Below are 14,729 nucleotides of genomic sequence, written 5' to 3' on the forward strand. Positions count from 1 at the left end.
GGAGATCCTGCGCCGGCGGCAGGATCTCCTCGATCACCACTGCAGGAGCAGGGCGCGGCGGAGGCGGTCGTTGGCCTTCTGGGCCTTGCGCTGCGCCCGGCGCACGCGCTGCAGGCGCAGCGCGAGACGCTCCTCCTCCGCTTCGCGGTGGAGGGTTTGTATTCGGTCGTTCACGAGGTCATGGATGAGATGGGACATTGCGGTGCTCCTCGTCGGGTGAGTGTTCATCTGGTTCGGTTTCCTTTCGATGTGGTGCGTACGTGCGGGTGGATCAGGCAGCGACCGGGTGCTTGCGGGGACGCCCGCGCGGACGCTTGCGGGGAACGACGGTCCCCCTGAGGATCAGCTCGCCGCCCCAGACGCCCCACGGCTCCTCACGCTCGAGCGCGCGGTCGAGGCAGGCCTTCTGGATCGGGCAGCCGCCGCAGAGCGCCTTCGCGAACTCCACGTCATCCGGCGACTCGGCGAACCACAGGTCAGGGTCGGTACGACAGGGGATCTTGGCTTCGTCGATCAGGTCCATGATCGTCTTCGCCCCCATCTTCTTTCTCCTTCGATCGATCCTTTTGTTCTTGGTTGGACACCTCATAGGTGGTCGGATCGCGGACAACAAAAGGGCCGCGGATCCGTCTGTGGATCCGCGGCCTGGGGGCTACTGTCGCCGGTCAGGTTATGACCGGTGTATCCCTCCAGGGCTGCGGACCGCACAGTCCACCGTTGGTGAGCTGGTTGGCCGGCAGTTCGATACGTCCTGCGTAGACAGGAGCCACCTGCGGAGCCGCGGCGCCGGCGTGGGCGCGCGCGCCGAAGACGGCGGACTGGCTACGGACAGACTTCTCCTGCCGTGGCTTGGCCGGCCCATTGGCGAGCAGCACCGAATCACGGCACGCGGAAGCGAGCCACGGCGTGGCTGCAGTCTGAATGCTCATCACGGGGCTCACCTCCACTTTGCTGATCGTCGGAAACAGTCGTGTCCGACTCGCTTGCCCATGACCCTAAACCGGAAGGCCGGGACCCGGCAACATATTTTCTACCTGCGATTTCGCTATCGCAGCGGCCGGATCATGGCCTCCTGTACGACCGAGACGACGAGGTCACCCGACGCGGTGAACATCTCACCGCGCGCCAACCCCCGCGCCCCCGCCGACCACGGCGACTCCTGAGCATAGAGCAACCAGTCGTCGGCCCTGAAGGGGCCGTGGAACCACATGGCGTGGTCCAGCGAGGCGCCCATGACGTTGGACACGCCCCACGCCATGCCGTGCGCCAGCAGGATGGTGTCCACGAGCGTGAAGTCGGAGGCGTAGGCGGCCAGCACGACGTGCAGCAGCGGGTCGTCGGGCAGCTCGGCGTCGTAGCGGAACCAGACGTTGGTCTCGGCGCTGCGCAGCGACGGGTCGTTGTGCGCCTCCCACGTCAGCGGCGAGGCGTAGCGGGCGTCGACGGGCCGGGGCCGCGATATCCAGTCGCGGAACTCGGGATGGTCGCCCACCAGGTCGAACATGCGGTCCTGGAACGTGGGCAGCGTCTCGGGCGCCGGCACGACCGGCATCACCGACGCCTGGTGCTCGACCCCCTCCTCCGCGATGTGGAACGACACCGACATCGTGAAGATCGCCTTGCCGTGCTGGATCGCCTGGACCCGCCGGGTGCTGAACGAGCGCCCGTCGCGCACCCGCTCCACGTTGTAGACGATCGGGATCGACGGGTCGCCGGGCCTGATGAAGTAGGCGTGCAGCGAGTGGACGAAGCGGTCCGCGGTGACCGTGCGCCCCGCCGCGACGAGGGCCTGGGCCGCCACCTGGCCGCCGAAGACGCGTTGGATGCGCTCCTCGGGGCTCCTCCCCCGGAAGATGTCGAGCTCGATCTGCTCCAGGTCGAGCAGGTCGAGCAGCTCCTTGAGCGCCTCGTTCACGTGTCGGTCCCCCTCGCGCGCCCCGGCGCGCCGGTCGGTGCTCAGGGGCGGCGGGGCAGGTCTTCTTCTCGAAAAGGTATCCGGTCCTGACACAAGTTTGACGTGCGGCCGGAGCCGGCCCGTATCCGGCCCGGCGGTCCGATGATGACCGGTCGGCGTTTCACCGCTGTTACGCGGTGCCCCTCACCCGGCGCCGCTGCTCAGCCGGTGCCGCGGCACAGCGCGAGGACGGCCTCACCATATCGGTCGATCTTGACACGGCCGACGCCGGGGATCGACAACAGCTCCTGCTCGGTCGCCGGCGCGCGCTCGGCGATGGCCTGGAGGGTGACGTCGGTGAAGACGACGTACGGCGGGATCTTGTTGTCCTTGGCCGTGGCGGTGCGCCACGCCTTGAGCCGCTCCAGCAGCTCCTCGTCGTAGTCGGCGGGGCAGGTGGCGCAGCGGCCCAGCTTCTGCTCGGCCGCGGCGGTGAGCGTCTTGGCGCAGACCCGGCAGCTCACCGGCGCGGCCACGGTGCGCCGCTCGCGGGTCGCGCCCGGGATCGGGCGCGGCGGGGCGGCGCGGCCGGTGAGGCCGTCGAGGAAACGGGACGGCCGGCGGCTCTTGCGCCCGCCGGGCGCGCGGGCCAGCGCCCAGGAGAGCGTCAGGTGCTCGCGGGCGCGGGTGACGCCGACGTAGAGGAGGCGGCGCTCCTCCTCGATCTGCTCGGGGGTCTCGGCGTAGACGATGGGCAGCATGCCGTCGGTGAGCCCGACGAGGAACACGGCGTCCCACTCCAGGCCCTTGGCGGCGTGCAGGGAGGCCAGCGTGACGCCCTCGACGGGCGGCGCGTGCTGCTCGGCCGCGCGGCGCTCCAGCTCGGCGACGAACGCCGGCAGGTCGGCGCCCTCGGCCGCGAGGTCCTCGGCCAGGTCGGCCAGCGCCTTCAGCGACTCCCACCGCTCCCTGGCCTTGCCGCCGCCGGGCGGCGCGGGGGTGAGGCCGACGCCCGCGAGGATGTGGTGCACCTCGGCGGCCAGCGGCTCGCCGGCCGCCGACCGGGCCGCGCCGCGCAGCAGCACGACCGCCTGGCGGACCTCGGGGCGCTCGAAGAAGCGCTCCGCGCCCCGCAGCAGGTAGGGGATGTCGGCCTTGGCGAGCGCCTCCTCGTACGCCTCCGACTGGGAGTTGACCCGGAACAGCACCGCGATCTCGCGGGCCGGCACGCCCTTGTCGAGCAGCTTCCTGATGGCCCTCGCCACCCCGGCGGCCTCGGCCGGCTCGTCGTCGTAGTCGGCGAAGGCGGGCCGCGGGCCGTCGGGCCGCTGGGCGACCAGCTCCAGCCGGTGGGGAGACCGGCCGCGGGCGATGACCCGGTTGGCCAGGTCGACGACCTGGGGGGTGGAGCGGTAGTCGCGGACGAGCTTGATGACGGCGGCCTGCGGATGCTCGACCGCGAAGCCGGTGAGGTAGCGCGGGCTGGCACCGGTGAAGGAGTAGATGGTCTGGTTGGGGTCGCCGACCACGCAGATGTCGTCGCGCCCGCCGAGCCAGGTGTCGAGCAGGAGCTTCTGCAGCGGGTTGACGTCCTGGTACTCGTCGACGACGAAGTAGCGGTATTGCTGGCGGATCTGCGCCGCGACCTCCTGGTGCTCGGTCATCACCGCCGCGGTCAGCTCCAGGATGGTCTCGAAGTCGACCAGGTGGCGTTCGCGCCGGAGCCGCTCGTACGCCTCGTACAGGCGGGAGACCTCGTCGGCGGCCACGGGCGGCGTGCGGTGGTGCTTGGCCGCGGCGGCGGCGTAGTCCTCGGGGCCGATCTGGGTGACCTTGGCCCACTCGATCTCGGCGGCGATGTCGCGCAGCTCGGACCGGTCGGGGGTCCTGCGGATCAGCCGGCACGCCTCGGCGAGCACCGGCAGCTTCGACTCGATGACCGAGGGCGCCTCGCCGCCGATCACGCGCGGCCAGAAGTAGGTGAGCTGGCGCAGCGCCGCGGCGTGGAACGTGCGGGCCTGGACGCCGGGCGCGCCGAGCGCGCGCAGCCGCTGGCGCAGCTCCCCGGCGGCGCGCGTGGTGAAAGTCACAGCGAGCACGCTCTGGGCGTCGGTGACCCCGCTCCGCACCGCGTGCGCGATCCGGTGGGTGATCGCCCTGGTCTTGCCCGTCCCTGCCCCGGCCAGCACGCAGACGGGGCCGCGCACCGCCTCGGCGACGGCGCGCTGCTCGGGGTCGAGGCCGATCAGGACGTCATCCACGTGTGTCACCCCTTCATCTTCCCAGCACTGGCGGCCAGGGGCTTTATTCTGGCAACATGCGGGCCGTCGTATGTTCTCGGTCCGCGAGATGCGAAGAACTGGTCTCTACCCCCACAATGGGGCCGACCATTGACCCTGGGGGAAAGGAAGGCCGTGCGGATAGCGGTTCACGTGGGTGCTCTGGCGCTCGCTGCCGTCGTGCTCACGCCCGTCAGCGCCGATGCGGTCAGCGCGGGCGCGACCGCGGCGCAGCCCACCCCCTCGCCGAGCGTCGCCGCCTCGGCGACCACGGACGACGTCTACGGGCTGAGCACGGAGACCATCGCGTACGGCTCGCACAAGCGCCAGCAGATGGACGTGTGGTGGACCCCCGACGGCCAGCAGCGGCCCGGCGTGTTCCTCATCCACGGCGGCTGGTGGTCCAGCGGCGACAAGCGGTACATGAAGGAGATCACCCGCAGCTACGCCGAGCTCGGCTACACGGTCTTCAACCTCAACTACCGGCTGTCCGGCGACGCGGCCTGGCCGGCGCAGCGCACCGACGCGCTCACGGCGATCGCGACCGCCCGCAAGTTCGCCGAGCGGTGGTCGTTCGACCCGGGCAACTACGTGGTGGTCGGCTTCTCGGCGGGCGGGCACCTCGCGGCGGCGGTCGGCACCTACGGTGACGGCGTGGGCGGGCTGAAGGGCGTGGTCGGCCTGTCGCCGATCACCTCCCCGCTGCAGGCGTACGCCGACGGCGACGCCAGGAAGACCACCGACCTCAACAAGCGCAGGCTGCGCAAGGCCGCGATCAAGCTGGCCGGCGGCTGCGTGCCCAAGGGCAAGTGCGCGCGCGTGTGGGCCAGCATGGAGGTCGCCTGGCACGCGAGCAGGCACGACGCCCCGATGCTGACGATCCACTCGCAGGACGAGTTCGTGCCGCCGTCGCAGGGCATCCTGCTGCGGGAGATGCTGGCCAAGGTGGGGGTGCCGGTGACCGTGCTGACGCAGCCGGGCATCAACCACAGCGCGCCGCTCTACCGGGAGCCGGGCGTGGCCGAGCGGGTGCAGACCTGGATCGCCGAGCGCATCGGCTGAGCACGCTCCCGTCAAGGGATTAAGCGGGCAGGCCGGGTTGTTGCACCCGACGCCTGACTTCTGACCTGGGAGGGATCATCCGACATGGCGCTCACCGTCTACAGCACGAGCTGGTGCGGCCCCTGCAAGCGGCTCAAGGCTCAGCTTGCCCGTGAGGGCATCAGCTTCGACGAGGTCGACATCGAGCGCGACCCGTCGGCGGCGGAGTTCGTGATGAGCGTCAACAACGGCAACCAGACGGTGCCGACCGTGGTGATCGACACGCCTGGCGGCCGGGTGGTGCGGACCAATCCGTCGGCCCGGGAGGTCAAGGCGATCCTCGGCGCCGCCTGACCGGGGTGGATCACTCGTAGTCGAGCTGCCCGCCGTACCACGTCTCGATGAGGCGGCGGGCGATCGACACGGCGGGCGGCAGGCGCAGCTCGCCGGAGTCGAGGGCCGCGGTCAGCTCCTCGCGGGAGAACCAGCGCGCCTCGGCGATCTCCTCGCGGTCGGGCCGCAGCTCGGTGGTGACGGCCTCGGCGAAGAAGCCCAGCATGAGGCTGCGCGGGAACGGCCAGGGCTGGCTGCCGAGGTAGCGCGGCCTGACCACGCTGACGCCGACCTCCTCGGCGACCTCGCGCACCACGGCGTGCTCCAGCGACTCGCCGGGCTCGACGAACCCGGCCAGGACCGACATGCGGCCCTCCGGCCACTGGGGGCCGCGGGCCAGCAGGCAGCGGTCGTTCTCGTCGCGGATCAGCATGATGACGGCCGGGTCGACGCGCGGGAAGTGCTGGCTGCCGTCCTGGGGGCAGACGCGGACGTGGCCGCCCGCCTGGATCTCGGTGCGGCTGCCGCAGCGCGGGCAGAACTCGTGGGTGGTGTGCCACGCCTCCAGCGCGACGGCGTAGACCAGCAGGCCCGCGTCGCGGGCGCCGAGCAGGCCGCCGACCTGGCGCAGCCCGGCCGCCGCCGGATCGCCCGCGGGGGCGTCGGCCAGCTTCATCGCGAACGTGACCCGCCCGTTGACCTCGCGCTTCGGCACGCCGGGCAGCGGCGCGGCGACCGCGAAGTAGGTGACCTCGCTCTCGACGCCGAGGAGGTAGCGCGGCCCCTGCGGCGCCTCGGCGGGGCTGAACAGCACCGCCCGCACCTGGTCGCCCTCCCTGCGCACCAGCGTGTGGCCGTCGTCGATGACCAGCACCCTGGTCGCCGGGTCGGACCAGGCCCGCTCCAGCCACCGCTCGTCGGCACGCAACGCCGCGGAGCGGTCGATGGTGCCGCGCGCGAGAAGCAGGGGTCCGATCAGTTGTTCTTCCGCCGTGGTCTCCACAGGCCCGCCCCCTCCAGAATTTCGATGTCATCCTATGACCTCGCGGTCGGCCGCCGATCGCGGATTCGGGCCCCCGGTCGTTCGCGCTCCGGCTAAGATCATCGAGTTAGGTTAGCCTTACCTGATCCTCGGGGGTGCCTCGACGTTGCGGCTCTACCTCACCGCGCTCAAGCCGACCGACTCGGTGACCCGCGGCTTCCTGCCGCGGCGCGTGCCCTGGGCTGCGAGGTGCGGATGAGCGGGCGGGAGGCGTACCTGGCCGCCGGGCTCGTGCCGCCTGGCGTCCGTCCTGAGGGGGTGCTGTTCCCGGTGCATCCGCTGGCCGTCGAGCACGTACGCAAGATCGACGGTGTGCGGGTGCTGGAGGAGCGGGCGCTCGCGGTGCGGCCGACGCTGTCGATGCGCACGGTGGAGGTCGATCCGCGTACGCATCTCAAGCTGCCGCTGCCGATCAGCACGCTCGGCCTGCGCAACCGGCGCTCGATCAGGCCGGGCACGCTGGCCGACGGCGCGCGGGCCGAGACGCTGCTGCGGCGGCTGGCCGGCCCGGACGTGCTGCTGGCCGACGAGCAGCCCTACGCCGCCACCGAGGACGAGCACCTGGCCTGGATGGTGCGGCGGCTGCCCGAGGGCACGATCGTGCCGGTGGCCGCGCTCACCGCGCCCGCCGGCCCGCGCCGCCGCGCTGCTGCGCGACGGCCCCGCCGAACGCCTGGACGCCGGGTCCTGGCGCCCGCTGACGGCGGCCGAGCTGATCGACCTGGGCCCCGGCCCCGAGGCGGCGCCGACGTCGTCGGTGCGGACGGTCTACGTCCCGGACGCGAGGGTCTGCCTGAAGTTCTCCCTCGACGTGCGGATCACCAACTGCGTGCGCAGGAACGTCTGGTACGAGCTGGCCGGCGCGGTGGAGCTGAGCGCGCGCCTGGGCCCGGTCTTCGAGCGGGTCGCGGCGGCGCATCCGGCCACCCGGTGGCTGCCCGAGCCCGGCTACCGCACGGCGGCCCGGCACCCGGAAGGGCTGGGGGTGATCGTCAGGCGGAGCCCGTGGGAGGTGTGCGATCCCGGGGTGACGCCGGTGCTGGCCGCCGCACTCGCCCTGGGCATGCGGCCCGCCGAGACCCCTGCTGAGCCGGTCGTCTGGTGGCGATCGTACGTGGCGAAGGTCGCGCTGCCGGTGCTGGAGCTGTTCTTCGCGCACGGCGTCGTCCTGGAACCCCATCTGCAGAACGTCCTGGTCGGCCTGGACGGCGACGGGATGCCCGCCCAGGCCGTCTTCCGCGATCTGGAGGGCGCCAAGCTCGTCGCGGGCCGGCACGACCTGTCCGGGCTGCGGCCCGAGATGGCGGCGGCGCTGACGTACGACGCCGGGCACGGCTGGGCCCGCGTCGTCTACTGCCTGCTGGTCAACCATCTGACCGAGATCGCGGCGGCCGTCGCCGGGCGCGACGTCGCGCTGCTGCGCGCTCTGTGGGAGGCGGCCCGCGAGCTGATCGCCGGGCAGGCCGCCGCGCTCACGGCCCCGGCCTACGTCTACGACCTGCCGGGCCTGGACGCGCACGCGGCGGCGGTGCGGCGGGCGCTCGCGGGCGTCGAGCTGTACTACGCCGTCAAGGCCAACCCCGACGCCGAGCTGCGGCTGCCGCGACACGGTGGTGTTCGCGATGGCCGGCGCCTACGCCTGGAATATCTCACACCACGACTTCCTCATGCACCCGAAGCCGGCGTTTCATCATCTTCGCTCCTGACGCTCTCCACGAGCGCGACCAGCCCGGCCTCGTCCAGCAGGTCCACCGGCCGGACGGTGCGGCCGGCGCGCACGTAGTGGAAGGCCGCGCCCACCCGCTCCAGCGGCACCCCCGCCAGGTGCGACCAGGCCATCCGGTACGCCGCGAGCTGCACCGACGCCGCCTTCGCCGCCTTCCCCCGCGGCGGCTGCCCGGTCTTCCAGTCGACGACCTCGTAGCCGCCGTCCGGCGTGGCGAAGACCGCGTCCATGCGCCCCCGCACCACCCGGTCGCCGATCATGGTCTCGAACGGGATCTCCAGGTCCACCGGCCGCCGGTCGGCCCACTCGCTGCGCTCGAAGCGCTCCTGCAGCTCGGCCAGGCGCACGTCGGCCTCCTCCGGCTCCAGCTCGTCGTAGAGCTCGAAGTCGTCGATGAGCCGCTGCTGGTCCCAGCGCGTCTCCAGCCACCGGTGGAAGGAGGTGCCGCGCCGGGCCAGCGGCGCCGGCTTGACCGGCACCGGGCGGCGGATCCTGCGGGCCAGCTCGCGCGGGTCGGCGGCCAGCGTGACCAGCGACGAGACGGTCAGCTTGGCGGGCAGCTCGACGATCGTGGGCGGGCGGCGCAGGTGCCGCTCGCGCTCGCGCAGCAGCAGGTCGGTGTCGCGTTCCCAGGCCCGCATGCGCTCCTGCTCGTAGGCGCGTACGGGCTCGTCGTCCTCGTCGTCGTCCTCGCCGAGCGCCCCTGACAGGACGTCCTCGACGAGCCGGGCGCCGTCGAGCACGGACTCGTAGCGCAGGCCCTCGGGCGTGACCGGCCAGACGGCCTCGGCGGGCTCGGCGAGCAGCGGGTTGGCCACGCCCTCGGCGACGTCGCCGGCCCAGACCGCGACCCGGTCGGCGGTGTCGCGGATCTCCAGCAGGAACTCCGAGGGCTCCAGCGGCTTGGTGGCGCTGCCCCAGCGGTAGCCGGAGGCGATGAGGTGGTAGTGGGCGCGGGTGACGGCGACGTAGGCGAGCCTGCGTTCCTCCGTCAGGTCCCGCTCGCGGCACAGCTCGTCGAAGACCGCGAGGTCGTCCTTGCCGAGGCCGCCGAGACGCGGCAGGTCGGCGGCGTCGCCGCGCAGCGGGTACGGCAGCTTGCGCGGGTTCTCCGTCCACCGGCTGTTCATGACCGGCGAGGCGGGGAAGACGCTGCCGGTCGCGACGTGCCCCTTGGAGCTGACGAGCTGCGACAGCCCCGGCACCACCACGACCGGCCACTCCAGGCCCTTGGAGGCGTGCACGGTCATGAGCTTGACGCTGTTGCTCTCGCCGACCCGCCCGGCCTCCAGCCCGAACTCCTCGCTCTCGGCCGCCTGCAGATAGGCGAGGAACGCCCCGAGCGTCGGGTCCTCGGCGTCGCCGGCGAAGCGGGAGGCCGCGTCGATGAAGGCGTCGAGGTCGGCCCGCGCCGCGAACGCGCCCGCCGTGCCGCTGCGGGCCGCCACCTCGATGTCGAGGCCGAGCCTGCGCTCCACCTCGGTGATCAGGTCGGGCAGCGGCTGCGCGGCGTGCGCGCGGAGCTGGCGCAGCTCCTGCGCGAGCGCGACCAGCCGGGTACGGGCCAGCGGGGAGAACGCCGCCAGCCACTCCTCGCGGTCGGGCAGCTCGTCGAGGGCGTCCACCAGGCTGCCGCGCTCCTCGGCGAGGTCGGCCACCACCTGGTCGAGCGGGTCGGTGGCGCGTTCGCTCTCGCTCAGCTCGCGGGCCAGCTCGCGGGCGCACTCGCCGAGCGCCCGCAGGTCGGCGGGGCCGATCCGCCAGCGCGGCCCGGCCAGCAGCCGGGCGAGGGCGTCGCCCGCGGTGGCGTCGTAGAGCACGCGGAGGGTGGCCACGATGTCGTTGACCTCGGGCACGGTCAGCAGGCCGCCGAGTCCGACCACCTCGACCGGGATGTCGCGCTCCTCCAGCGCCCGGCGCAGCGCGGGGAACTGGGAGCGGCGGCGGGCCAGGATGGCGACGTCCTGGGGCTGGAGCGCGAGGGTCTTCTTGCGCTCCTTGTCGCCCCAGGGCAGGCCGTCGGGGGCGACCTCCTGGCCGAGGATCTTCGCGATGCCGTCGGCGACCCATCGGGCCTCGTCCTCGGCGGTCTCGTGGAAGGCGCAGGTCACCCGGCCGCGTTCGACCCGGTTGGGGCCGGGCACCAGGACCGGCACCTCGCGCGCCTCCATGCGCAGCGGGAGCTGGACGCGGGCGGCCACGTCGAGCACCCGGTCGCCGTTGCGGAAGCTGACGCTGAGCTGGCGCACGGGGGCCGGGTCTCCCGTACCGGTGCGGAAGTCGCGGGAGAAGCGGCGCAGGTTGCCCGCGGACGCGCCGCGCCAGCCGTAGATGGACTGGCAGGGGTCGCCGACGGCCGTCACCGGATGCCCGTCGCCGAACAGCGAGCGCAGCAGGACGAGCTGGGCGTGGCTGGTGTCCTGGTACTCGTCGAGCAGCACGACCGCGTAGCGCTCGCGCTCGATCTCGCCGACCTCCTTGTGGCGGGCCGCGATCCGGGCGGCGAGGGCCATCTGGTCGCCGTAGTCGATGACCTCCCGGCGGCGCTTGAGCCGCTCGTACGCCTCCACCAGCGGCAGCAGCTGCTCCCTGGCCGCCTGGACGGCGAGCGGCCGGCGCTGCGCGAGCGTGGTGCGGCCGGGGACGCGGGCCAGCCGCTCGCGCAGCCACTCCCCCACCCGGCGCACGTCGTCGGGGCCGCGCAGGTGCTCCGACAGCTCGCCCGCCAGCTCCAGCAGGGCCGCCGTGACCGAGGGCGGGCCCAGCTCGACGCGGTCCATCGGCCCGTCGTAGGAGGCGACCACGCGCGAGGCGAGCTGCCACGACACCGCCGGGGTGACCAGGCGCATGGTCGGCTCCAGGCCCTCGCGCAGCGCGTGGTCGGTGACGAGGCGGGCGGCGTAGGCGTGGTAGGTGGAGACCGTCGGCTCGTCGTCGAGCGCGCCGGGCTCGACCAGGCCCGCCTCGGCCAGGCCGGTCAGGCGCTCGCGCACGCGGGTGGCGAGCTCGGCGGCGGCCTTGCGGGTGAACGTCAGGCCCAGCACGTTCGCGGGCTTGACCAGGCCGTTGGCGACCAGCCAGACCACCCGTCCCGCCATGGTCTCGCTCTTGCCGGAGCCGGCGCCGGCCATGACGACCATCGGCTCCAGGGGCGCCTCGATGACCGCCGCCTGCTCGGTCGTGGGGGGAAGGACGCCGAGCTTGCCGGCGAGTTCGGCGGGGGTCAGCACACCTGTCCCCCGTTGTCGTTGACCGGGCAGCTCGACCGGGCCGCGCAGGTGCGGCAGCCGTCGTTGACCTTGGCCTGGAAGAACGGCCCCGACATGCCGGTGGCCACGGTGTCGACCAGGTCGGCGGCCCAGCCGGGGTTGGCGTCGTCGGCCAGCGCGCCCTGGCGCTGTTCCAGGGCGTCGTTCTTGCCGCCCGCCTTGCCGAGCTGCACGAGGGCGGCTCCGCCCGGCTCGGTCATGCCGTGCCTGGCGAAGGCGCCGAGCAGCGCGGCGAGCTGGTAGACGCCGAGCTGCGGATGCCGGTCCAGCTCGCCGGCCTTCGGCTTGGAGCCGCCGGTCTTGAGGTCGATGATCACCGCCCGGTTGTCGGAGTCGCGCTCGACGCGGTCGACCCGGCCCTTGATCTGCACGCCCTCGGAGATCATGGCGGTGAACGACTCCTCCAGCGCGACCAGCTCACGCGGGTTGTCCTTGTGCCAGCGCAGGAACTTGCCGATCATCTGCTCGGCGACCTGGCGCTGCTTGCGGTTGTACCAGGCGCCGCCGAAGTCCAGCTCGTGCCAGACCTGGTCGAGGCGTTCGCCGAGCAGGTCCTCGCTCGGCAGGTCGGTGGCGGCCAGCACGGCAAGGGCGTGGATGACGTTGCCGAGGCCCTGGGCGGTGCTGGTGCCGGCCGCGCCGACGGCGGTCTCCAGCAGCCAGCGCAGGCCGCACTTGGTGAAGCTCTCGACCGCCGACGGTGAGATGCTGACGACGCCCTCGGGCCAGCTCAGAGGGCGGTCGTCGGTCATGGGGGTGAGGGCGTACCAGTCGTTGGGATGGGCGCCCTGGACGCCGGCCGCGGCCAGCCGGGCGAGCTGCCGGGCGGCGTTCCTGCGGACCTTCGCCGGCTTCGTCGGGTCCGTCACGGCGCTGCGCAGGTCGGCCACCAGCGCGGACATGTTCAGCCAGCGGGCGCGGTCGTCCACGGTGGCGGTCTCCACGTCGCCGGGGGCCAGCTCGGACAGGAACCGCGAGGGGCGCTCGTCGGTGTCCTCGCCGCCGACGGCGGTGACGACCAGTCTGCGCCTGGCCCGGGTGGCGGCGACGTAGAACAGCCGGCGCTCCTCGGCCAGCAGCTTGGACATCAGGGACGCGGCGTTGGGCTCGGCGCCCTCGACGGTCTCGACGAGGTCCTCCACGCCCAGCAGCGAGCCGCGCAGCCTCAGGTCCGGCCAGACGCCCTCCTGCACGCCCGCCACCACGACGACGTCCCACTCCAGGCCCTTGGCGCGGTGGGCGGTCAGGACGCGCACGGCGTCGCCGTCGGGGGCGCGGTCGGCCAGGGTGTCGCCGGGGATCTCCTGGGCGGCCAGGTCGTCGACGAAGACCTCGGGACCGGCCTTCGGCATGCGGTCCACGAACTTGGCCGCCTGGTCGAACAGGGCCACCACGGCGTCGAGGTCGCGGTCGGCCTGCGCGCCGCGGGGGCCGCCCGACATGCTGAGGTCGCTCCAGCGGCGGGCGAGGCCGGCCGCGTCCCAGACGGCCCACAGCAGGTCCTCGGCGGTGCCGCCGGAGTGGACCGACTCCCTCGCCACGCCGAGGAGGCGGGCCACCCGCTCGGCGGGCAGCGCCACGTGCGGCTCGATCCTGGTCAGCTCACGGGCGTCCCGCACGGCCGCGACCAGCAGCTCGCCGGACGAGCGGGCCTCGCCCTGCTCGGACGCCTCGTTCTCGGCGATCTTGAGCGCGCGGCGCAGGCGGCGCACGCCGATCATGTCGGTGCCGCCGAGCGGGCCGGTCAGCAGCTCCTCGGCCACGTTCTCGTCCAGCAGGGCCGGATCGAGGGCGACCTTGAGCACGGTGAGCAGCGGGCGCACGCCCGGCTCCTGCGCGATCGGCACCTCGTCGCCGGCGATCATCGTGGGCACACCGGCGTTGGTCAGCGCGCGGCGCAGCAGCGGCACCTGGCGCTTGGCCGAACGCACGAGGATCGCCATCCGATGCCACGGCACACCCTCGACGAGGTGGGCGCGGCGCAGCGTGTCGGCCACGATCGCGGCCTCCTGGCTGGTGCTGTCGGCCAGCAGCACGCGCACCTCGCCCTCGGGCAGGCCGGGCAGCGGCACCAGGTCGCGGTGGTCGTGCCGGTGGTCGAAGCCGGGGGCGACGGGCAGCTTGGCGGCCAGGCGGCGGCTCGCCCGCAGCAGGCCCGCGCCGCTCCTGCGGCACACGCGCAACGCGAGCACGGGCGCGTCGCGGCCGTCGAGGGTGCGGAAGCGCTGCGGGAAACCCATGATGCCGTGGACGTCGGCGCCGCGGAAGCCGTAGATCGACTGGTCGGGGTCGCCCACCGCGACCAGGTCGCGGCCGTCGCCGGCGAGGTGGGTGAGCAGCAGCTCCTGCCCGGGGTCGGAGTCCTGGTACTCGTCCACGAAGATCGCCTCGTGCGCGGCCCGCTCGCGCGCCCGCACCTCCGGCCTGGCCAGCAGCGCCGAGGCGGCGCCGACCAGCTCCGCGTAGTCGAACGTCTCCTCCGGGTCGAGGTCGAAGCGGTCCTGGTAGCGCTCGGCGAAGCGGCCGGCCGCCACCCAGTCGCGGCGGCCGTGGCGGCGGCCCAGCTCGACCAGGCGGGGGCCGTCCAGTCCGCGTTCGCCGGCCCTGGACAGGAAGTCGCGCAGCTCCTCGGCGAAACCACGGGTGCGCAGCGGCTCACGCAGCGACGCCGGCCAGTCGGGCGCGCCGTTCTCCAGCTCGCCGTGGAGCAGGCGGCGGATCTCCAGCAGTTGCTCGGGGCCGGTCAGCAGGCGGGGCGGGGCCTTGCCGGCCAGGACCGCCTCGCGGCGCAGGAGGGCGTAGGCGTAGGAGTGGAAGGTCATGGCGAGCGGGGTGCGGGTGGTGCGGCGCAGGCGGGCGGTGACGCGCCGGCGCAGCTCCTCGGCGGCCTTGCGGCTGAAGGTGAGGACGAGCACCCGCTCCGGGTCGAGGCCGCGCCGCTCGATCCGGTCGACGACGCTCTCGACGATGGTGGTGGTCTTGCCGGTGCCGGGGCCCGCGAGGACGAGGAGCGGGCCGCCGGGATGCCCGACCACGGCACGCTGGTGCTCGTCCAGCACAGGGGGCACATCAGGGGCGGTGTTGCCACGTCGTACCAGGCGCCAGGTCTGACCACTCACAGCACTAGATTCCACCAGACCACAGG

At 73.2% G+C, this 14,729-nt stretch carries 10 protein-coding genes and 1 pseudogene; 4 read left to right on the forward strand and 7 right to left on the reverse strand.

Annotated features, from left to right (window positions below; all coding sequences use genetic code 11):
• Positions 1 to 33: 33 nt before the first annotated feature.
• The 4 genes from Nocox_RS36345 to Nocox_RS36360 form a co-directional block, all read right to left on the reverse strand.
• Positions 34 to 198: a hypothetical protein gene (locus tag Nocox_RS36345; protein WP_020544972.1), complete on the reverse strand. Its 165-nt coding sequence runs from the start codon at positions 196 to 198 to the stop codon at positions 34 to 36.
• A 73-nt stretch (positions 199 to 271) separates the two neighbouring features.
• On the reverse strand, positions 272 to 541 hold the full coding sequence (locus Nocox_RS36350; RefSeq protein WP_020544973.1) for a WhiB family transcriptional regulator: 270 nt from the start codon (positions 539 to 541) through the stop codon (positions 272 to 274).
• Between the two features lie 504 nt (positions 542 to 1,045).
• Positions 1,046 to 1,915 (reverse strand): acyl-CoA thioesterase, encoded by an 870-nt coding sequence (locus Nocox_RS36355; protein ID WP_020544974.1) that lies wholly within the window; start codon positions 1,913 to 1,915, stop codon positions 1,046 to 1,048.
• A 200-nt stretch (positions 1,916 to 2,115) separates the two neighbouring features.
• Complete coding sequence (locus Nocox_RS36360; protein ID WP_020544975.1) at positions 2,116 to 4,155, reverse strand: ATP-dependent DNA helicase UvrD2; 2,040 nt, start codon at positions 4,153 to 4,155, stop codon at positions 2,116 to 2,118.
• Positions 4,156 to 4,326: 171 nt separating this feature from the next.
• Here Nocox_RS36360 and Nocox_RS36365 point away from each other — a divergent pair, with 171 nt between their 5' ends.
• Together Nocox_RS36365 and Nocox_RS36370 are read left to right on the forward strand one after the other, a co-directional pair.
• Positions 4,327 to 5,235: an alpha/beta hydrolase gene (locus Nocox_RS36365; protein WP_020544976.1), complete on the forward strand. Its 909-nt coding sequence runs from the start codon at positions 4,327 to 4,329 to the stop codon at positions 5,233 to 5,235.
• A gap of 84 nt (positions 5,236 to 5,319) precedes the next feature.
• Complete coding sequence (locus Nocox_RS36370; RefSeq protein WP_020544977.1) at positions 5,320 to 5,568, forward strand: mycoredoxin; 249 nt, start codon at positions 5,320 to 5,322, stop codon at positions 5,566 to 5,568.
• A 10-nt stretch (positions 5,569 to 5,578) separates the two neighbouring features.
• Here the strand turns inward: Nocox_RS36370 and nudC are convergent, their stop codons facing one another.
• The gene (gene nudC, locus Nocox_RS36375) at positions 5,579 to 6,550 is read right to left on the reverse strand and encodes an NAD(+) diphosphatase (protein WP_020544978.1); all 972 of its coding nucleotides are present in this window, start codon (positions 6,548 to 6,550) and stop codon (positions 5,579 to 5,581) included.
• Between the two features lie 234 nt (positions 6,551 to 6,784).
• Here nudC and Nocox_RS36380 point away from each other — a divergent pair.
• Both Nocox_RS36380 and Nocox_RS43825 read left to right on the forward strand, forming a co-directional pair.
• Positions 6,785 to 7,150 (forward strand): annotated as a pseudogene (locus Nocox_RS36380) (IucA/IucC family protein); the annotation flags it as partial.
• A gap of 196 nt (positions 7,151 to 7,346) precedes the next feature.
• On the forward strand, positions 7,347 to 8,372 hold the full coding sequence (locus Nocox_RS43825; protein WP_026214715.1) for an IucA/IucC family C-terminal-domain containing protein: 1,026 nt from the start codon (positions 7,347 to 7,349) through the stop codon (positions 8,370 to 8,372).
• On the opposite strand, the gene Nocox_RS36390 is transcribed toward Nocox_RS43825, so the two are convergent.
• Positions 8,255 to 11,545, reverse strand: a complete 3,291-nt coding sequence (locus Nocox_RS36390; RefSeq protein ID WP_020544981.1) for an ATP-dependent helicase — start codon at positions 11,543 to 11,545, stop codon at positions 8,255 to 8,257. The genes Nocox_RS43825 and Nocox_RS36390 overlap by 118 nt on opposite strands.
• Complete coding sequence (locus tag Nocox_RS36395; RefSeq protein ID WP_020544982.1) at positions 11,539 to 14,643, reverse strand: ATP-dependent helicase; 3,105 nt, start codon at positions 14,641 to 14,643, stop codon at positions 11,539 to 11,541. The genes Nocox_RS36390 and Nocox_RS36395 overlap by 7 nt, the downstream gene beginning before the upstream one ends.
• Between the last annotated feature and the right edge of the window lie 86 nt (positions 14,644 to 14,729).

Source organism: Nonomuraea coxensis DSM 45129 (assembly GCF_019397265.1).
GTDB classification, from domain to species: Bacteria; Actinomycetota; Actinomycetes; order Streptosporangiales; family Streptosporangiaceae; genus Nonomuraea; species Nonomuraea coxensis.